Origin of the sequence: Streptomyces sp. NPDC006261, from assembly GCF_040613515.1 — a bacterium.
Classification (GTDB): domain Bacteria; phylum Actinomycetota; class Actinomycetes; order Streptomycetales; family Streptomycetaceae; genus Streptomyces.
Window position 1 is genome coordinate 125,140 of record NZ_JBEXSI010000015.1, and the last position, 18,478, is coordinate 143,617.

The window sequence follows — 18,478 nt, forward strand, 5'->3', positions numbered from 1 at the left end:
TGCCTCTGGAGTTCGCCATGACGCGTTCCCCTGCTCCTCGTCCTCGCCGTCGGCACCCCTTCGGTGCGGCCGCCCTTGTCGCCGTCGGGCTGACCTTAGGCGTGCTGCCCGCCATCCCGGGCTCGGCCGGCGCGAGCGAGATCCCGAAGCAAGCACGGGAACAGACCCGGGCCACCTCCGCGGACGGGCTCAAGGAGGTGTTCTTCGTCGGCAACAACTGGGAGGGCACCGCCGACGTCATCAACTCCCGTGGCGACTACGCCAAGATCGGCCGCATCGACATGATCCCCGACAAGAAGGAGCGCCTGTGGGAGATCTACCTCAACCCCGTCAAGCTCGCGTACTTCCTCGGCATCCGGATCGGCCCGGGTGAGGGTCACGACCAGTACGTCGACGACATGTACACCACGAAGGACGGCAGGTCCGTGATCGCCTCCCGGCCCAGTTTCGCCGATGTGGTCTCCATGGACGTGGAGAGCGGCAAGATCAACTGGCGTTTCCCGGTGTCCGGTTTCCGCTCCGACCACATGGCGGTCTCCCCCGACGGAACCCAGGTCGCCGTCTCCGCCTCCACCTCCAACACCGTGCACGTCCTGGACATGGCGACGGGCAAGGAGGCGGGCAGGTTCAAGGCGGGTGACAAGCCGCACGAGAACGTCTACACCGACGGCGGAAAGCACCTCTGGAACATGGCCATCGGCGAGGTCAACACCGACTTGGACGCGCCGTGGCAGGACTTCACCAAGGGCGACCGGCGCATCACCGTCGCCGACGCGAGGACCTTCCAGGTCAAGAAGGTCATCGACATGCGCGAGCGGCTCGACGCCTTCGGCCGCAAGGACCTGTCCGACGCGCTGCGCCCCGTCGCCTTCACGCCCGACGAGTCGAAGATGTACTTCCAGGTCTCCTTCTTCAACGGCTTCGTCGAGTACGACGTGCACACGGACAAGATCACCCGGGTGAAGACGCTGCCGAAGAACCCGGACACCAGTGACGATCGCACCACCTACGTCAATGACTCCCGCCATCACGGCATGTCCATGAGTCCCCAGGGCGACAAGCTCTGCATCGCCGGCACCATGGACGACTACGTCACCGTCGTGAACCGCGAGTCCCTTCACGAGGGCCCGCTGGTCACCGCCTCCAAGCCCTACTGGGCCACCGTCAGCGGAGACGGCAAGCACTGCGTGGTGTCCGAGAGCGGCACCGACCAGGTGACGGTGATCGACTTCGCCACCGGCGAGAAGGTCACCTCCGTCCCCGTCGGCGACCACCCGCAGCGGGTCCGCCTCGGCCACGTCCCCACAGGCTGGACGGGCCCCGCCACGGGCTGAGACGCTCCGGGACCCGAGCCTCGCGACGCTTCGCCCCGAAGGCGCCGCACCACATCCGACGGTACGGGCGGGAGCAGTTCCTCCGCCTCCAGCCCTGGTCGCGAGGCACGACGGACGGTGATCGCCCTCCGGGCGGTCCTCTGCGGTCCTCTGCCAGGGCTGTCAGGGAAAACCCCGTCAGCGGCTTCCGCGCGGAGGCCGCCCCGTGCTCAGCCGTAGTAGGCCGTGCGCATCAGCTCCCGCATGTCGTCCAGCATCGGCATGCGGGGGTTGGCCGGTGCGCACTGGTCCTCGTAGGCGTTGACGGCCTGCTGCGGCAGCGCGTCCAGGAAGGTCCGTTCGTCGACTCCCAGCGCCTTGAACGTCGGCTCGATGCCGACGGCGTCGCGCAGGTGCTCGACGGCCGCGGCGAGGGACTCCACGCCCTCGGCCGGGGTCGTTGCGGGCAGCCCCAGGGCGCGGGCGATGTCCTGAAAGCGTTCGGGAGCGCGGTAGTCCTCGTACTTGGGCCAGCCGGTCAGCTTCGTCGGGATGGTGCCGTTGTAGCGGATGACGTGGGGGAGCAGTACGGCGTTGGTGCGCCCGTGCGCGATGTGGAAGGTCGCGCCGAGAGTGTGGGACATGGCGTGGACGATGCCGAGGAAGGCGTTTCCGAAGGCCATGCCGGCGATGGTGCCGGCGTTGTGCATCTTCTCCCGGGCTTCCGGTGCGCCCTCGCGGTCGGTGACCGCTGCCTCCAGGTGGTCGAAGACCAGACGGATGGCGTGCAGCGCGAGGCCGTCGGTGAAGTCGTTGGCGTAGACGGACGCGTACGCCTCGACAGCGTGCGTGAGGGCGTCGAAGCCGCTGTCGGCTGCGAGGGCAGGGGGCAGGACCGTGGTGAGCAGGGGGTCGATGATGGCCACGCTGGGCGTGAGCGCGTAGTCGGCCAGGGGGTACTTCTTGCCGGTGGCGGGGTCGGAGATGACGGCGAAGGGGGTGACCTCTGCGCCGGTGCCGGAGGTGGTGGGCACGCAGACCAGACGGGCCAGCTTGCCCAGGGCGGGGAAGCGGAAGGCGCGCTTGCGGATGTCGGAGAACTTCTGCCGCATGTCCGCGAAGTCGATGCCGGGCTGCTCGTACAGCAGCCACATGACCTTGGCGGCGTCCATGGGGGAACCGCCGCCGAGCGCGATGATCGTGTCGGGGCGGAAGTCCCGCATGAGAGCGGCGCCGTGCTGGACCGAATCGATGCTGGGTTCGGGCTGGACGTTGTCGATGATCTGGAGGGTGACCGGTTCCCGGCGTTGTTGCAGGACGCGGCTGATCCGGTCGACGAAGCCGAGGCGGGTCATGGTGGCGTCGGTGACGATGGTGACGCGGTGGACGTCGGGCATGGAGGTCAGGTAGCGGATGGCCTGCGGCTCGAAGTAGATCTTCGGCGGGACCTTGAACCACTGGAGGTTGTTGCGGCGGGCGGAGACCCGCTTGACGTTCAGCAGTTGGGCGGCGGAGACGTTGTTGGAGACCGAGGTGCTGCCCCAGGAGCCGCAGCCCAAGGTGAGTGACGGCAGCAAGCCGTTGTAGATGCCGCCGATCGCACCCTGGGAGGACGGGGAGTTGACGATGATCCGTGCGGTCTTCATCCGCATGCCGTACGCCTCGGCCACAGCCGCGTCCTCGGTGTGGATGACGGCGCTGTGGCCCTGGCCGTGGAAGGCGACCATGTCGGCGGCAAGGCCGAAGCCATGACGCTCGTCCTCGGCGCGCAGCACGGCGAGGACCGGGCAGAGCTTCTCGCGGGTCAACGGCTCGTCGGGACCTACGCGTTCGGCCTCGACGAGGATGACCGAAGTGTTCTCCGGCACCGAGAACCCGGCCCGCTCGGCTATCCACGCGGGGCTCTGTCCGACGGCGGCGGCGTTGACCTTGGGCTCGCAGCCGGCCCCCGAACCGCCGGTGGCGGGGAACAGGAAGGTCTCCAGCTTCGCCTTCTCCTGCGGGGTGGCCAGATGGGCGTGCAGGGTGCGGAACTCGGCGAGTGCCGCGTCGTAGACCGCCGTGTCCAGGATGACGGCCTGTTCGGAGGCGCAGATCATGCCGTTGTCAAAGGACTTGGACAGCACCAGGTCGTTGACGGCCCTGCGCAGCTTGGCGCTGCGGTGGACGTAGGCGGGGACGTTTCCGGCGCCGACGCCGAGTGCGGGCTTGCCGGCCGAGTAGGCGGCCTTGACCATGGCGTTGCCGCCGGTGGCGAGGATCAGGGAGACTCCGGGGTGCCGCATCAGCGTGTTGGTCGCCTCGACGGACGGGGCCTCGATCCACTGCACGCAGTGCTCCGGGGCACCGGCGGCGATGGCCGCGTCCCGCACGACGCGGGCCGCTTCGGCGCTGCAGCGCTGGGCGGAGGGGTGGAACGCGAAGATCACCGGATTACGGGTCTTCAGCGCCATCAGCGCCTTGAAGATCGTGGTCGAGGTCGGGTTGGTGACGGGGGTGACCGCGGCCACCACGCCCACCGGTTCGGCGATCTCGACCATGTTCTCGATGTCGTCCCGGCCGATGACCCCGACGGTCTTCATGTGGGCCATGCTGTGCGTGACGTGCTCACAGGCGAACATGTTCTTGGCCGCCTTGTCCTCGAAGACCCCGCGTCCCGTCTCCTCGACCGCCAGACGGGCCAAAGCGGTGTGCTGGTCCAGGGCGGCGACCGACGCCTTCCTGACGATGTGGTCGACCTGTTCCTGGGTGAGGGCGTCGTAGCCGGCGAGTGCTTTGAGGCCGTCCGTGACCAGACGGTCCACGGCGACCGCGGTGTCGGACGGGGCGCCGGTGCTGACGCGGGCCTCGGTCCGCACGTCCTGTCGGGTCATGGTGATGTGCCTCCGTTGTCAGGGGCCGCCGTGGTGCGCGGCGGTGCCGGCCAGGAGCGGTGCGACGGTGAACCGTCCCGCTCTGTGACCTCACTGTCCTCTGGTGCCGTCTGGCGCAGGAGGACCCGGAGGGCCTTCGCCGACGCCGTCCGGCCCGGCTCGGTAGGGACCGTCGGCCCAGGCCGCCCGAGCCGCCGGTCGAGGCTGCTCGCCGGGCTCTCATGAACTCCCGGTGCGAGCGGGTCCGGCCGGTGCGGCACAGTCGTCGATGCGGAAGCCCAGACCGTTCACCACGCCGACCACACCTTCGAGGCGCCAGGCGGCGTAGACGATCTCCGGTACCCGGGAACGCAGTTCCACCCGGCCCTCGAGAGTGACGACACCGTCGCGAACGGAGACGAGGACCGTGTCGGACGGCAGTCCCTCCGCTCCGCCGGCGATCTCCTCGGTCACCTCTCGGCGGATGTCCTCGTCCGCACGCAGGAAGACCCGGAGGAGGTCGCGGCGGGTGGCGATGCCGATCAGGCGGTCGGCCTCGTCCACCACGGGCAGCCGCTCGACACCGCGGCGCTCCATGAGCCGGGCGGCGTCCGGTACCGACTGCTCCGGGTGCACGGTGACGGCCGGGCTGGACATCACCTCCTGCGCGGTCACGGCCAAGGGCGGAGCGGAGCCTTCCCGATACGCCTGTGCGCCTACCAGGTCGCTTCCGGACAGCACACCGAGGACCTTGTCGTCGGCGTCGACGACCGGCAGTCCGCTGATCCGGTGGTGGTCGAGCAGACGCACGACCTCCTTGAACGGTGTCGTCGGGCCGGCCTGCACGACGTCCCGTGTCATCACCTCACCGACAGTGCGAGGGGGCATGATGGATCCTCCTTCACGAGCATGGGCGAAGAGGGCCGGAGCCGATGGCCGGCTCCGGTGCCCCGCCAGACCTGGCAGGCGCCGGGTGACGCCCACTTCTGCGAGCCGTTCCGCCACGGGGGAACGCGCGACCGCCCGACAGGCGCCACCGTGGTGAGTCCGTTCGTACCGTCCTGGAGCGCTCGCATGGTGGCGGAGGTCTCACGGGCACCGAGGTGCCGGGCGACCCGGTGCTCCGCTGCCTGTGACCGTGCCGCCACGCCTCAAGACTGCCGCGCTCCGCAGTCACGGACCAGGGGCGGCCGGTCCTGATGGGGAGGGGCGACCCGGCCCTGGCCACAGGGCCGAGGAGCCCCGTGCCCGGCTGCTGTGTCCGCTCCGCTCGGCCCCCTCCGGGGCGGCCCGGTCGGCCCTCCCGGACGTGCCTGCGGCGCCCGGAACGGCGAGCCGGAGATGTGGTTCAGTCCGGTCGTGGGGGAGAAGTGTGCCGCGTCGGGGCCTCGCCCGGAGGTGGCACCGGCAAGGAGGCGCTCGGCGACGATCTCGCCGAGCGCCTGGAGCTGCGTGGTGCCCACTACGGCGAAGCGCCGAACTCAGCGCCCGGACCGGAGCCCGCTTCCGGGAGCACCAGGACGGCTGAAGGAGGAGCTCAGTCCGCGCCTGCCGTCGCCGTCAGCTTTTCGAGTTGTGCGGTGATCACTTCCTCCGGGGCGTCGCCCGCGCTCCTGTGCGCGACCAGGCTCTGCCAGCCGAAGACGGCCACATTCGAACCGCTGCGCACCACCCGGTACCAGTGCGCCGTTCCCGACAACTCCCTTCTGTAGGCGAAGGCATCGTCGGCCGGGCCCGGATCGGGGTCGGGGAGAGCGGTGACGGTCGGGTTGAGGCCCATGTCGTCCTCGTAGCCGGTACAGCTCTCCGCCGCGTCGCGAACGCGGGTGAGGAGCACTTCGGCGTCGGCAGCCTTGCCGTAGGCGTACAGCGTGATGTCGGTGGCCTTCGTGTCCGTCTTCGGGCGGACGGATCGGGCCGCCGCCGCGGTCGGCGCGGGTTCGGGCGAACGCAGCCGGATGTCCTCCATGGGCTGGCAGGCGGCCGGGTCGGCCGGCTTCCCCTTGGTGCCGAGGACGGTGCCCTGCTTGAAGACGGTGAAGGTGTATCCGGGCAGGTCCGCTTCGGCGACCGCCACGCTCTCGAGGCCGGCTGCGTCGAACTGGCCGCCACCCGTCTTCCCCGCCGACGTGCCCTTCGCCGGGTCCTCGGTCACGGCATCGCTTCCGCCGCCTCCGGCCCCGTCGTCGCCGCCTCCGCAGCCGGCCAGCAGGGCCACCGTCGCCAGCGTCACCACGACGACCGGAACCCGCCGCAGTCCGTGCACCTTCATTCCCGCTCCCTTGATAGTGGCGCCCGGGTGCGTCGGCACCGGGGCGCATCTCGAAGCACGGTGACAGAGCGCGACAGTTTCGGCGTCAGCCAAAATACGTACAGCCGCTACGCGCATCAGCCGGTCGGGGGCGGCCGCGCGACTCGGCGAGTGCCGCGACGCGGCTCGCCCTGGCCCGGATGACGGCCCGTTCGGAGGCGCAGGCCGGGCCGATGGCGCATGGCGGGCCCCTGCCGGTCGGACGACGATCTGTCCCACGGTCCCTACCTGGCGCCGGTCCGGGCCGCCGGTCCGCAGGCGGTTCAGCCGGCCGTGCGGGGCTCGCGCTGCCTGCTGGCGCGGGACTTCCGCTCACCGTCCGCGGACGAGGCATCGACGGCGGTAAGGGTGAAGGCCAGCGTCCCGGCGGACACGGTCGCGAGCAGGACAAGGCCGATCGCGTACGACTCGAACAGCCCGAACAGCGACCCCGTCACCAGCGGTGGCACGGAACATGACCCGTCCGCCGAACCGGTCGGTCAGTGCGCCGACCGGGATCCGGCCGGCCCAGAGAACCGACGACGACCGGCATCGCCACCAGCAGCGACTGCTCGAACGACGACAGGTCGAGACCGTCCCTGAACCGAGGGCCGAGCGGGCTGAGCAGTGCCCAGGCCCAGAAGGTGACCGCGAAACCGGCGGTGGCCAGGGCCGGCATCAGCCAGGCCCGGCCGGGCATCGGCGCACCCGACGCCGTCCTGTCGCTGTCCGCCGTCGAAACCTCGGCCATGCTGTCCGCCTCTTCCCATCTGTATGTTTCCGCGACATGGATGATCCGCAGGTCTTACGCCTGCGGATCGGCGACTGCTCAGCCACTGTCGTCCTCGGGGCGCCGGGGCGGCATGGGCCAGGGGGCCCTGCCGCGAGGCTGACGGTCCTCCATCGAATCCGGCCGGTCCACTTCGAAAGGGCGCGGCGCCCCGGTTTGCTCACACGACTCGGTCGGAACTGCGGCTGCGGCCGTCTGCTGCCAGGACCCGCAGATAGGGCCGACCGGCCCTACCCGGCGTCATACCGCGGCGCGGAGGATGGTGGGATGCTCGAGAACGACGCCATCCGCATTCTCGACCGGCTGGAATGCCTTCGTCTGCTCGTCGAAGTGCCGCTCGGCCGGGTCGTGTACACCCGGCAGGCGCTGCCCGCGGTCCTCCCGGTCAACTTCGCCGTGGACGAGGACGACTCCGTTGTGCTGTACACCTCGGCGGACTCCGACCTCGTGCACGCCATCGACGGTGCCGTGGTCGCTTTCGAGGCGGACGAGTTCAGCGCGGCGACCCGGTCGGGCTGGAGCGTGGTCGTCACCGGTCGGGCCGGCGTGGTGGCCGAGCCCGCCGAGCACGAACGGCTCTCGCGGTCCGGCCCGCATTCCTGGATGCCCGTACGTGACGGGGTGTTCGTGCGTATCGAGTCCGAGCTGGTCACGGGCCGCGAGATCACGGGCACACGCACCACGGGATGAGCGGGCGTTTCCGCGTGCGTCTCCGGTCGGCAGTACCGCCGGACACGGTCAGGCGGACGGGGCGGTCCCTTCACCGGAAACCGCCGCCCCGGGCGTTGGGGACGATGCGGCGCACGCGGCCGCGCGCGGGGTGCGACCGTCCTCGGGGCCGTACCCGAACCGGATCAGCAGCTGCGGGCACCGCTGCTGCGAACCACTCACCGCCGCCCGCAGATCCAGCCACTCCATCGCCTGGTGCAGTATCGAGGTGCGTACCCCGTACGAGGTCGCCGTGAGCAGCACGTGCTGCAGCGCCTGGCCCGCCCGCAGCCAGTCCTCCCGCCGGTCCCGCGCGGTCCACAACGGTGCCACCTGTGCATGGCGTTCGAAGTGCAGGGCAGGAAGATGCGGTACGGGCAGCTGACCGGTGAAGTCCCGCATCGGTATCCGGCCGGACGCGTCCAGGGCTCCCACCGCGGTGACGGGGGTGCCGTACCCGGAGTCGGGTCCCGGGGCGGTGAGCCAGCCGTGCGCCTCCGCCGTGCGGCCGGGGTGGGAAGCGTTGCGGACCTCGCCCGCCTGGGTCAACCGCAGCAGACGCCTGGTCCCCACGATGTCGGGGACCTCGAGGCGGGCGCCCCGCGTGCGCGCCGCAGCGATCATCTCCGTCACGATCGCCTCAGGCACGGGGCGGCCGGTGAACGGCATCCGGCTGCTGTGACGCCGTTCGACGGCCTCGTACAGCGACCGCAAGGACGGGGGCCCGTCCTCGCCGGCCCCGGCGAGGTGCACGACGGCCAGCAGCTCGGGATCGTCCTCGGCGGGCAGCAGCCGGACGACGGGCACCCAGCCCAGGTGCGCCGCGGCCACCCGGAGATTGAAGACGGCCGCGCCCACAGAGAGATGGCGGGCACGCAGGTCGGGATCGGTCACCGGAAGCCGCCGTCCGGCGGCGGCACGGACTTCGACCGACCCGTTGTCCGCGTCCAGGCCGAACCGCCAGGGCTGCGTGTTGTGGATCGAGGGCGCGGCCACCGCCGCGGCCAGCAGGGTCTGGACGGCTGCGGCATCGATTTCCCGGGTCCTCATGGCGACTCTCCTTCACAAGCTCTCGCCTGTCACCCACCCCGCCCTGCGGCACCATGCCCGCTCACGGGAGGGCTGGGCGGCCCCTCCCCGCCCTCCACGTGGCACCGCCCCGAGGGCGGCCCGCACCGCCTTCGCCGCAGAGGTCGCCCGGCCCCGCGCCCCCGTGTCGTCCGCGCTCAGGCTTCGGCGTGGGCCAGCCACAGGTCGGGGCCGAAGACCTCGTAGCGGATGTGGCGCGCCGGAACCCCCGAGTCGAGCAGTTGTGCCCTGACGGCCCGCATGAAGGGCAGTGAGCCGCAGAGGTAGACATCAGTGCCGGCGGACAGCTTCAGTTCCCCGAGGTCCATCAGACCGGAGTGGGCTCCGGGCTCGGCGGCAGCGTTCTGCTCGTACCAGAACTCCGCCCGGGCAGCGGGCAGGCGCCCCACCAGGCGGTGGGTGTCCGAGAGCAGGGCGTGGTCCGCCGGCGAACGATCGGCGTGCAGCACCGTGACCGTGCGGGTGGCTCCGGTCGCCGCGAGGTGTTCGAGCATGCCGACCATCGGGGTGCAGCCGATGCCGGCCGAGACCAGCAGCAGAGGGCTGTCGGCCTTGTCGAGGACCACATCGCCGAACGGAGCGGACAGAGCGAGCTGGTCGCCGGCCCCGACGGTGCGGTGCAACTGGTTGGACACCTCGCCCTCGGGCGCGTCGGACAGGCTCGCCACCCGCTTGACGGTGACCCGGCGCAGCTGGTCGCCGGGGGCGCCCGACAGGCTGTACTGGCGTACCTGGTGTATGCCGTCGGGCATCCGCACCCTGACGCTGACGTACTGGCCGGCGCGGGCGGGCGGCACGGGATCCTCGTCGGCCGGGCGCAGCAGGAAGGACACCACATCGGGGGTCTCCTCACGCCGTTCCACCACCGTCCACTTCCGCCACGGGTGACGGGGGTCGACCTGCGCCTGCTGGTAGAGACGGGCCTCCTGGGCGATCAGGGCGCCCGCCATGAGCCAGTACACCTCGTCCCAGGCGGCGGCCACCTGCGGCGTGACCGCTTCGCCGAGCACCTCCGCGATGGCACGGAAGAGGTACTTGTGGACGATCGTGTACTGGTCCTCGGTCACACCGAGCGCCGCATGCTTGTGGGCGATCCGGGAGAGCAGTGCGTCCGGCCTGGTCCCGGGATCGGCGAGCAGTGCCTGCGCGAAGGCGGCGATGGAACCGGCAAGAGCGCGGCGCTGACCACCGGTGGCCTGGTTGCCGCGGTTGAACAGCCCGTCCAGCAGGTCGGGCTGCTCGGCGAACATGGTGCCGTAGAACCGGGCCGTGATCTCGTCCAGAGCTCCGCCGACGGCGGGCAGGGTGGCGCGGACGACGGCGGCCGAATCGGGCGAAAGCATGGGTCTCCTCGACAGGACGGCGTGCAGGGGAACTGTGCTCACCATCCTGGCGGTCCGGGTACCGGGCCAGATGGGCCGATCGGCCTTCTCCACGGGGCCGACCGGCTCGGGTGCATCCCGCCATCCGGCAAACGGACCCGCCGACCGGGTCGCGCGAGCGCGAAGGCCCTACCGCCCCTTGTCCGGAACGGCCGTGCGTACGTGCCGGCTCGCCGTTGCGGCCCGCCGACGCCCGGTGCGGGGGAGACTCCCCACGCGGCGAGGCCGGCTCACGAGACGCGCAGAACATCCTTCACCGGGCAGCGGGGGTGGCCGGGCCTCTCGGGCCGGAAGCGCAGAGCGGCGGACTCGCGCGCGGCGGCGACAGGCAGAACTCGGACCGATACCGGGTTTCCTCCACCAGGTACCCGGTGGAGGAAGCGGTGGACGGCACATCACCGCGATGGCCGTTCCGCACCCCGCAGGACCACCTCGGCGTCCACCTCACGAGAACACGCCGGCGGCGGGCGGTGCGGGGTCCTTCTTCGAGTGGAGCTTCGGAGGGCGCGGCTCGTGGCCGCGGCCGGCACTTCGCGCGGCTCACCGGGGAGCCGGAGGCCGACCGCCGGCGGCCCGGGGCCGCTGCCGGAGCGGCCCGCCTGCGGTAGACGAGATACGGCCGGACGAGATAGCCGACCGTGGCGGTGGGACGACCGAACCGCAGATGCCGGCGATCGTCTCCCTCGTGATCTCCCTCGGCGTCGTCCCGCCCGCCACCGCCCTGCCCACCACGCGACCGGCGGCCCGCGACGGAAGGACGAGAAGTGTGCGGCGGGCTCGCGCCCAAGCCCTGCTGGACGCGGCCACGGGGGAGTCGCTCCGACAGTCGCCGTGGCGGCCCGCAGAGTGGAGCGCAGACCTGGCACCCCCTCCCGGCTCCTGCCACCAGGTGCCGCAGGGCCCTTGGACTTCGGAGCGAACACCGCCGACCGGCTCGCCGCACCGCGCCCGGTAACTGTCCGGGGGAGGCCGAAGGTCCCGCCGACCGGGGCCGCCCGGGCCCGCCCGGTGCCCTGTCCGGCACTGCCCGCAGCCGGCCCCCACGACGAGCATCGGCAGTGACGAGACCGTCCGACGAGAGGACCTGTGATGACCGCGACGGTGACAGCCGACCCCCGGACCGCCGACGCCTGGCGACAGTTCACCGGGAGCGGGTGGCGTGAGCGCATCGACGTGCGGGACTTCATCCAGGCCAACTACACGCCCTACGAAGGCGACGCCGCCTTCCTGACCGGTGCGACGGACCGCACACGGGCGGTATGGGAGAAGGTCAGCGCGCTGTTCCCGGAGGAACGGCGCAGGGGCGTCCTCGACGTGGACACCGCCACCCCCTCCACCATCACCTCGCACGCCCCCGGCTGGATCGACCGCGACCGTGAGCTGATCGTCGGCCTGCAGACCGACGCCCCGCTGAAGCGGGCGATCATGCCCAACGGCGGCCTGCGCATGGTGGAGAACGGGCTGAAGGCGTACGGCTACGAGCCGGACCCGTTCGTGACGAGGGTGTTCGACACCTACCGTAAGACCCACAACGCCGGCGTCTTCGACGCCTACACCCCGGCGATGCGCGCCGCCCGCAGGGTCGGCATCATCACCGGCCTGCCGGACGCCTACGGCCGTGGCCGGATCATCGGGGACTACCGGCGCGTCGCCCTCTACGGCACCGACCGGCTCGTCGAGGCCAAGGACGCCGACCGCGCCCGCCTCGACGCCGTGCCGTCCACCGCGGACGTCATCCGCGACCGGGAGGAACTCGCCGAACAGATCCGGGCGCTGGGCGAGCTGACGGCGATGGCGGCCACGTACGGCTGTGACGTCAGCCGTCCCGCGGCCACCGCGCACGAGGCCGTGCAGTGGCTCTACCTCGGCTACCTGGCCGCCGTGAAGGAGCAGAACGGCGCGGCGATGTCGCTCGGCCGGACCTCCACCTTCCTGGACGTCTACCTCCAGCGCGATCTGGACGGCGGACTCCTCGACGAGACGCGCGCCCAGGAGCTGATCGACGACTTCGTCATCAAGCTGCGCATCGTCCGCTTCCTGCGCACCCCCGAGTACGACGCGCTGTTCTCCGGCGACCCGACCTGGGTGACGGAGTCCATCGGCGGCATCGGTGCCGACGGCCGCACGCTGGTCACCCGCACCTCCTTCCGTTTCCTGCAGACCCTGTACAACCTCGGTCCCGCCCCGGAACCGAACCTGACCGTGCTGTGGTCGTCGCGGCTTCCGGACGGCTTCAAGGAGTTCTGCGCACAGGTGTCCATCGACACCAGCGCCGTCCAGTACGAGTCGGACGACCTGATGCGGGCACGCACCGGCGACGACACCGCGATCGCCTGCTGCGTCTCCGCCATGGCGGTGGGCAGGCAGATGCAGTTCTTCGGAGCCCGCGTCAACCTCGCCAAGGCGCTGCTCTACGCCGTCAACGGCGGCCAGGACGAGATGACCGGCGACCGGATCATCCCTGAGATGGCGCCGCTGACCGGTGAGTACCTCGACTACGACGAGCTGTCGGCGGCGTACGACCGCGTCCTGGACTGGCTCGCGCGGACGTACGTCGACGCGCTCAACGTCATCCACTACATGCACGACAAGTACGCCTACGAGCGCATCGAGATGGCGCTGCACGACTACCCCGTCCACCGCTTCATGGCCTGCGGCATCGCCGGTCTGTCCGTCGCCGTGGACAGTCTGTCCGCCGTCAAGCACGCCCGTGTCAGGGTCTTCCGCGACCGGACGGGGCTGGCTGTGGACTTCCGGACCGAGGGGGAGTTCCCGGTGTACGGAAACAACGACGACCGTGCCGACAGCATCGCCGTCGACCTGGTGGAGTCGTTCATGGCGAAGGTGCGCGAGCACCCCGCCTACCGCGACGCGGAGCACACCCAGTCCGTGCTGACCATCACCTCCAACGTCGTGTACGGCAAGCACACCGGCAACACCCCCGACGGCCGGCGCGCCGGACAGCCCTTCGCTCCCGGCGCCAACCCGATGAACGGCCGCGACAAGCACGGAGTGGCCGCCTCCGCCCTCTCGGTGGCCAAGCTGCCCTACGACGCCGCACGGGACGGCATCTCCCTGACCACCACGATCACCCCGGAAGGGCTGGGGCACGTCCCCGGGGAACGCGCCGGTCACCTGGTCGGCATCCTCGACGCCTACGTGTCCGCGGGCGGCTTCCACATGAACGTGAACGTGCTGAGCCGGGCCGTGCTGGAGGACGCCGTGGAGCACCCGGAGAACTATCCCGAGCTGACCATCAGGGTCTCCGGCTACGCGGTGAACTTCGTCCGCCTGACCCGCGAGCAGCAGCTCGACGTGATCAGCCGCACCTTCCACGGCGCACTGTGAGCACCGTGACGACAGGCCGGATCCACTCCTGGGACCTGTCCACCGGCGTGGACGGTCCCGGGACCCGGTTCGTGCTCTTCGTGAGCGGCTGCCCGCTGCGCTGCCTGTACTGCGCCAATCCCGACACCTGGCACATGCGCGACGGACGGGAGGCCACCGTCGACGAGGTGATGGCTGAGATCGGCACGTACCAGGGCTTCATCACCACGGCGGGGGGCGGGGTCACCGTCACCGGTGGTGAACCTCTGCTCCAGTCGGCCTTCACCGCGGCGGTCCTGCGCCGCTGCAAGCAGGCCGGTCTGCACACGGCCCTCGACACCTCGGGCCTCCTGGGGGTCCGGGCCTCGGACGAGCTCCTCGCCGACACCGATCTGGTGCTCCTCGACATCAAGTCCTTCGACATCACCACCTACAGGAAGCTGACCGGCGGCGCACTCGCTCCCACCCTCAGCTTCGTGACCCGTCTGGAGAGCCTGGGCAAGCGCGTGTGGATCAGGTACGTCCTGGTGCCCGGCTGGACCGACGACGGGATCGCCGTCGACGGACTCGCCGCGTTCCTCTCGGGCCTGGGCTGCGTGGAGCGGGTCGACGTCCTGCCGTTCCACAAGCTCGGCGCCGCCAAGTACGACGCACTGGGCATCCCCTTCCCTCTGCGTGACACGCCGATTCCCGGCCCGGCGCTGGTGGACCGGGTAAGGGGTCAGTTCCGCGAGTATGGTCTCGTGGCCCATTGACGCGGGCGAAAGTGGGGCCGACCGGCCCTGGTCCTGGGCCGTCCGACAGGATGAGGATGCCAGCACAGGACGAGGCATACGAGGAGCGGTCGATGGCGTACAGCGAGCAGGGCGGCAGCACGGGCGGTCCGATCAGGGTGTTCCTCCTGGACGACCACGAGGTGGTACGGCGAGGCGTGCACGACCTGCTGGAGGACGAACCGGATATAGCGGTCATCGGGGAGGCGGCGACGGCGGAGCAGGCATTGGTGAGGGTTCCCGCTCTGCGACCCGACGTGGCCGTCCTCGACGTGCGTCTGCCCGACGGCGACGGGGTGACCGTCTGCCGCGAACTGCGCTCGACCATGCCGGACCTGGCCTGCCTGATGCTTACCTCCTTCGACGACGAGGAAGCACTGCTGGACTCGATCATGGCGGGAGCCGCCGGCTACGTCCTGAAGCAGATCCAGGGATCGGACCTGGTCACGGCGGTGCGGACGGTGGCCCGTGGCCAGTCGCTGCTGGACGCGAGCGCCACGGCCAAGCTCATGGCGCGACTGCGGGGCGGTCAGCCGGCCGAGGAGCCGGAGATGCTGCCGGGGCTGACCGACCGCGAGCGCGAGATCCTCGACCTGATCGGGGAAGGACTGACCAACCGGCAGATCGGGCAGCGGCTGTACCTCGCGGAGAAGACGGTGAAGAACCACATCTCCCGCCTGCTCGCCAAGCTCGGCGTGGAGCGCCGCGTCCAGGCCGCGGTCATCGCCACCCAGGCTCGCGACCGTATGCGACCCGACGGACGCTGAAGGCCGTCGCCCGGAACACCGCCGGGCACCACCCCATCCCGTGCGGGGACGGTGCGCCGACCGCCCCGGTGAAGGCCCGTGTCTCGTACGGCGATGTGTGGGGCCTCACCTCCGCCCGCCCGGAATGATCATTTCCGGCCGGACCTCCCGTACGCCTGAGGCGGTCTCCTGCCCTCCTCCCTGTTCGAGCCGTTACTGTGGCGGTCAAACGCGATGGTTGCCGACAGGCGGTGAGGCGTTGGAGGAGCAGCGGGTGGAGAACGCCGAAGGACCCCGCGAGGCCCGGGTACGACTGCCGCAACTGCGGCTGGACGAGTTGCTGGAGGAGCTGCAGGCCCGGCTGGACGCGGCGCGCGGCACCCGGGACCGGGTGCACAGCCTGCTGGAGGCCGTGCTGTCGGTCGGTCGCGAGCTGGATCTGGAGCAGGCGCTGCGCAGCATCGTCGAGGCCGCGGCGGCTCTGGTCGACGCCGAGTACGCCGCGCTCGGAGTGATCGGCCCGGACGGTAAACGGCTGTCCGCCTTCCACACGGTGGGTGTGGACGCGGAACAGATCGCGAGGATCGGCTCCTACCCGGAAGGCCACGGCATCCTGGGCGAGCTGATCCGCCGCCCGGAGCCGTTGCGTCTGTCCAGGCTCTCCGAGCACCCGGCCTCCTACGGCTTTCCGGCCCACCACCCGCCGATGAACACCTTCCTGGGCGTCCCCATCCGGGTGCGCGACCACGTCTTCGGCAACCTCTACCTGACGGAGAAGCGCGGCGGGCAGCGGTTCGACGAGGACGACGAGGCGGTACTCGCCACGCTGGCCGTGGCGGCCGGCGTGGCGATCGACAACGCTCGCCTCTACGAGGAGTCCCGGCTGCGTGAGCGCTGGCTGCAGGCGAACGCGGAGATCACCCATACGCTGATGTCCGGAGCGGACCAGGCCGGGGTGCTGCCGCTGATCGCGGAGCGGGCCAGGGAGATCACCACGTCGGCCCTGAGCGTGGTGGCCGTGCCGGTGAGCGGGACGGACACACTCGCCGTGGAGCTGGCGATAGGCCAGGATGCCGACGTGTGGCGGGGGGTCGTCCTGCCCGTGGAAGGCAGTCTCATCGGGCAGGCGTTCGTTCACCGGGCCTCTGTCAGCACCGCGGACGGTTCACGTGACCCCCAGCTCTCGGTCGGCCCGCCGCGCTTCGACGGGCTGGGACCGGCCGTCGCCGTGCCCATCGGCTCGGGTGACGAGGCCAAGGGGGTGGTCCTGCTGGTCCGCCGGCCCGGCGGCCGGGAGTTCACCGAGAAGGAGACCGAGCCGCTCCAGGTCTTCGCCGCGCAGGCCGCCGTCGCGATGGAGCTGGCGGAACGCCGCCAGGACGCCGAGCAGATCACGCTGCTGGAGGACCGCGACCGCATCGCACGCGACCTGCACGATCTGGCCATCCAACGGCTCTTCGCCACCGGCATGACGCTGCAGAGCGCCGGGCGGCGCGTCCAGGACGACGTGGCTTCCGAGCGGATCCTGCGGGCGGTGGACGACCTCGACGAAACCATCAAGATCATCAGGTCGACGATCTTCGGCCTGCGCTCCCGCGACGACGACTCGGCGCCCGGGCTGCGCTCCCGCGCGGTACGCGCGATCGGCGAGGCAGCTCCTCTTCTGGGCTTCGCCCCCAGCGTCCGCATGGAGGGCCTGCTCGACACGCACGTGCCCGGTCGGACCGCCGACCACGTCATGGCCGTCCTCACCGAGTCCCTGACCAACATCGCCCGGCACGCCCACGCCGACCGTGCCGACGTGGTGCTGGACACCGACGGCAAGCAGGTCCGTCTGACGGTCACGGACAACGGCGTCGGCATCCCGGCCGGAGGCCGCCGCAGTGGGCTGGCCAACATGGCGGAACGCGCACGGACGCTCGGCGGCGACATGGAGCTGGAGAGTCCGGAAGGAGGGGGGTCGCGGCTCGTGTGGCACGCACCCCTGGGGCAGTCCTCGGACGCGGTGCGCAGCGCCCGGCCCGCCTCGTGAGGGCGCGGAGCGGCGGCTGAGCGGCCCGCCAGCGCCTTCCTCGGGCCGCCGTCGAGCGGGGCCGCCAGCTCGCCGGACCGTCGCCATACAGCGGGGCAGCCCCGGCGACGAGAGGCGAGCCCCGCTGACTGGACGTCAGGGAGGGTGCTTCGACGAGGAGCAGCTCTCCGCGATCATCCTGATGACCGGCCTCACCACCTTCCTCGACCGCAGCAACTTCGCCATCGAGGAACCTGCCGGCGCCACCAGTGACCGGTGCCGCCGACGTGATGGCGATCGCTCGCGCCGAATGCCCCTTGTTCTGGGGGCCGTTCAGCCCGTCGGTGTGGACCTTTGGCGTCGGGTGCCCAGTGGCGCGGCCCGGAAGAGTGAGCGGTGCCGGGAACCACTCGGCCAGTGTCGAAGGGATCGCCGTCATGGCTGTGCACCAGCCCGCTCACCGCAGCTCGCGTGTCCACCTGCCGTCGTTGCGCAGGACTCAGGCCGCTTCCCCGGAGGCGGGTGTGTCGGCGGGTGCCGGCACGCGTACCGCACCGCCTCTTGTTCTCGCCTCGGCCCGTGTGCTGATGGGTTTCGTCTTCCTGTGGGCCTTCCTCGACAAGACGTTCGGCCTCGGTTACGCGACCGCCTCCGGCAGGGGCTGGATCGGCGGTGGTTCGCCCACCGAGGGATTCCTCGGGCATGTCGCTGCCGGTCCGATGGAGTCGACGTTCCACGCGTGGGCGGGTGCGGCCTGGGCGGACTGGCTGTTCATGCTGGGTCTGCTCGGGGTCGGGCTGGCTCTCACGGTGGGGGTGGCGCTGCGTCTGGCAGCGCTCGCGGGAACGCTGATGATGGCGTTGATGTGGGTGGCGGAGTGGCCGCCCGCGCAGCACCTGTCGGACGGGTCGGCGAGCATGTCGACGAACCCGTTCGCCGACTACCACCTGGTCTACGCGGTGATGCTGATCGCTCTGGCCGCTGTCTCGGCCGGTGACGTGTTCGGTCTGGGGCGGCTGTGGGCCCGGCTCCCGGTCGTCCGTGACCACGGGTGGCTGCGCTGAACACGGCTGGTGGGGCGGGTCCGTCGACGGACCCCCCCCCCCCCCCCCGCGGGGCCGGGGGCCGCGGGGCGAGTGCGGGGACCCAGGCCCCCCGCCCGCGCGGCCCCCCCCACAACACCAGGGTTCACAACCA

13 protein-coding genes and 1 pseudogene are annotated in these 18,478 nt (G+C 71.0%); 7 read left to right on the top strand and 7 right to left on the bottom strand.

Going from position 1 to position 18,478, the window contains the following annotated elements:
- Positions 1-17: 17 nt before the first annotated feature.
- Complete coding sequence (locus ABZ154_RS12665; protein WP_356831753.1) at positions 18-1,334, top strand: YncE family protein; 1,317 nt, start codon at positions 18-20, stop codon at positions 1,332-1,334.
- A 209-nt stretch (positions 1,335-1,543) separates the two neighbouring features.
- On the opposite strand, the gene adhE is transcribed toward ABZ154_RS12665, so the two are convergent.
- The 5 genes and pseudogenes from adhE to ABZ154_RS12690 form a co-directional block, all read right to left on the bottom strand.
- On the bottom strand, positions 1,544-4,186 hold the full coding sequence (adhE, locus tag ABZ154_RS12670) for a bifunctional acetaldehyde-CoA/alcohol dehydrogenase (protein WP_356831755.1): 2,643 nt from the start codon (positions 4,184-4,186) through the stop codon (positions 1,544-1,546).
- A 219-nt stretch (positions 4,187-4,405) separates the two neighbouring features.
- Positions 4,406-5,053, bottom strand: a complete 648-nt coding sequence (locus ABZ154_RS12675; protein ID WP_356831757.1) for a CBS domain-containing protein — start codon at positions 5,051-5,053, stop codon at positions 4,406-4,408.
- Between the two features lie 649 nt (positions 5,054-5,702).
- Positions 5,703-6,437 (bottom strand): hypothetical protein, encoded by a 735-nt coding sequence (locus ABZ154_RS12680; RefSeq protein WP_356831759.1) that lies wholly within the window; start codon positions 6,435-6,437, stop codon positions 5,703-5,705.
- Between the two features lie 302 nt (positions 6,438-6,739).
- Entirely contained in the window at positions 6,740-6,925 is a 186-nt protein-coding gene (locus tag ABZ154_RS12685) for a hypothetical protein (RefSeq protein ID WP_356831784.1), read from the bottom strand.
- Between the two features lies 1 nt (position 6,926).
- Positions 6,927-7,155 (bottom strand): annotated as a pseudogene (locus ABZ154_RS12690) (MFS transporter); the annotation flags it as partial.
- Between the two features lie 357 nt (positions 7,156-7,512).
- On the opposite strand from ABZ154_RS12690, the gene ABZ154_RS12695 reads away from it, so the two are divergent.
- A complete protein-coding gene (locus ABZ154_RS12695) occupies positions 7,513-7,935 on the top strand; it encodes a pyridoxamine 5'-phosphate oxidase family protein (RefSeq protein WP_356831761.1) in 423 nt (140 codons plus the stop codon).
- 48 nt (positions 7,936-7,983) lie between these two features.
- On the opposite strand, the gene ABZ154_RS12700 is transcribed toward ABZ154_RS12695, so the two are convergent.
- Entirely contained in the window at positions 7,984-9,003 is a 1,020-nt protein-coding gene (locus tag ABZ154_RS12700) for a hypothetical protein (protein WP_356831762.1), read from the bottom strand.
- Positions 9,004-9,179: 176 nt separating this feature from the next.
- Positions 9,180-10,385: a globin domain-containing protein gene (locus ABZ154_RS12705; RefSeq protein ID WP_356831764.1), complete on the bottom strand. Its 1,206-nt coding sequence runs from the start codon at positions 10,383-10,385 to the stop codon at positions 9,180-9,182.
- 1,128 nt (positions 10,386-11,513) lie between these two features.
- Here ABZ154_RS12705 and pflB point away from each other — a divergent pair.
- The 5 genes from pflB (at position 11,514) to ABZ154_RS12730 (ending at position 18,345) form a co-directional block, all read left to right on the top strand.
- Positions 11,514-13,772 carry a formate C-acetyltransferase gene (gene pflB / locus ABZ154_RS12710; protein WP_356831766.1) on the top strand — a complete coding sequence of 753 codons (2,259 nt, stop codon included), beginning with the start codon at positions 11,514-11,516 and terminating at the stop codon, positions 13,770-13,772.
- Complete coding sequence (gene pflA / locus ABZ154_RS12715; protein WP_356831768.1) at positions 13,769-14,506, top strand: pyruvate formate-lyase-activating protein; 738 nt, start codon at positions 13,769-13,771, stop codon at positions 14,504-14,506. The genes pflB and pflA overlap by 4 nt, the downstream gene beginning before the upstream one ends.
- Before the next feature lie 92 nt (positions 14,507-14,598).
- Entirely contained in the window at positions 14,599-15,291 is a 693-nt protein-coding gene (locus tag ABZ154_RS12720) for a response regulator transcription factor (protein ID WP_356831782.1), read from the top strand.
- A 253-nt stretch (positions 15,292-15,544) separates the two neighbouring features.
- A complete protein-coding gene (locus ABZ154_RS12725) occupies positions 15,545-17,302 on the top strand; it encodes a GAF domain-containing protein (RefSeq protein ID WP_356831770.1) in 1,758 nt (585 codons plus the stop codon).
- 416 nt (positions 17,303-17,718) lie between these two features.
- Entirely contained in the window at positions 17,719-18,345 is a 627-nt protein-coding gene (locus ABZ154_RS12730) for a hypothetical protein (protein WP_356831772.1), read from the top strand.
- Positions 18,346-18,478 lie beyond the last annotated feature (133 nt).

Coding starts and splice junctions, on each gene's coding strand:
- ABZ154_RS12695 (WP_356831761.1), top strand. CDS start 7,513: ATGCTCGAGAACGACGCCATCCGCATTCTCGACCGGCTGGAATGCCTT.
- ABZ154_RS12720 (WP_356831782.1), top strand. CDS start 14,599: ATGGCGTACAGCGAGCAGGGCGGCAGCACGGGCGGTCCGATCAGGGTG.
- ABZ154_RS12730 (WP_356831772.1), top strand. CDS start 17,719: ATGGCTGTGCACCAGCCCGCTCACCGCAGCTCGCGTGTCCACCTGCCG.
- ABZ154_RS12680 (WP_356831759.1), bottom strand. CDS start 6,437: ATGAAGGTGCACGGACTGCGGCGGGTTCCGGTCGTCGTGGTGACGCTG.
- ABZ154_RS12700 (WP_356831762.1), bottom strand. CDS start 9,003: ATGAGGACCCGGGAAATCGATGCCGCAGCCGTCCAGACCCTGCTGGCC.
- ABZ154_RS12675 (WP_356831757.1), bottom strand. CDS start 5,053: ATGCCCCCTCGCACTGTCGGTGAGGTGATGACACGGGACGTCGTGCAG.
- ABZ154_RS12665 (WP_356831753.1), top strand. CDS start 18: ATGACGCGTTCCCCTGCTCCTCGTCCTCGCCGTCGGCACCCCTTCGGT.
- ABZ154_RS12705 (WP_356831764.1), bottom strand. CDS start 10,385: ATGCTTTCGCCCGATTCGGCCGCCGTCGTCCGCGCCACCCTGCCCGCC.
- pflB (WP_356831766.1), top strand. CDS start 11,514: ATGACCGCGACGGTGACAGCCGACCCCCGGACCGCCGACGCCTGGCGA.
- adhE (WP_356831755.1), bottom strand. CDS start 4,186: ATGACCCGACAGGACGTGCGGACCGAGGCCCGCGTCAGCACCGGCGCC.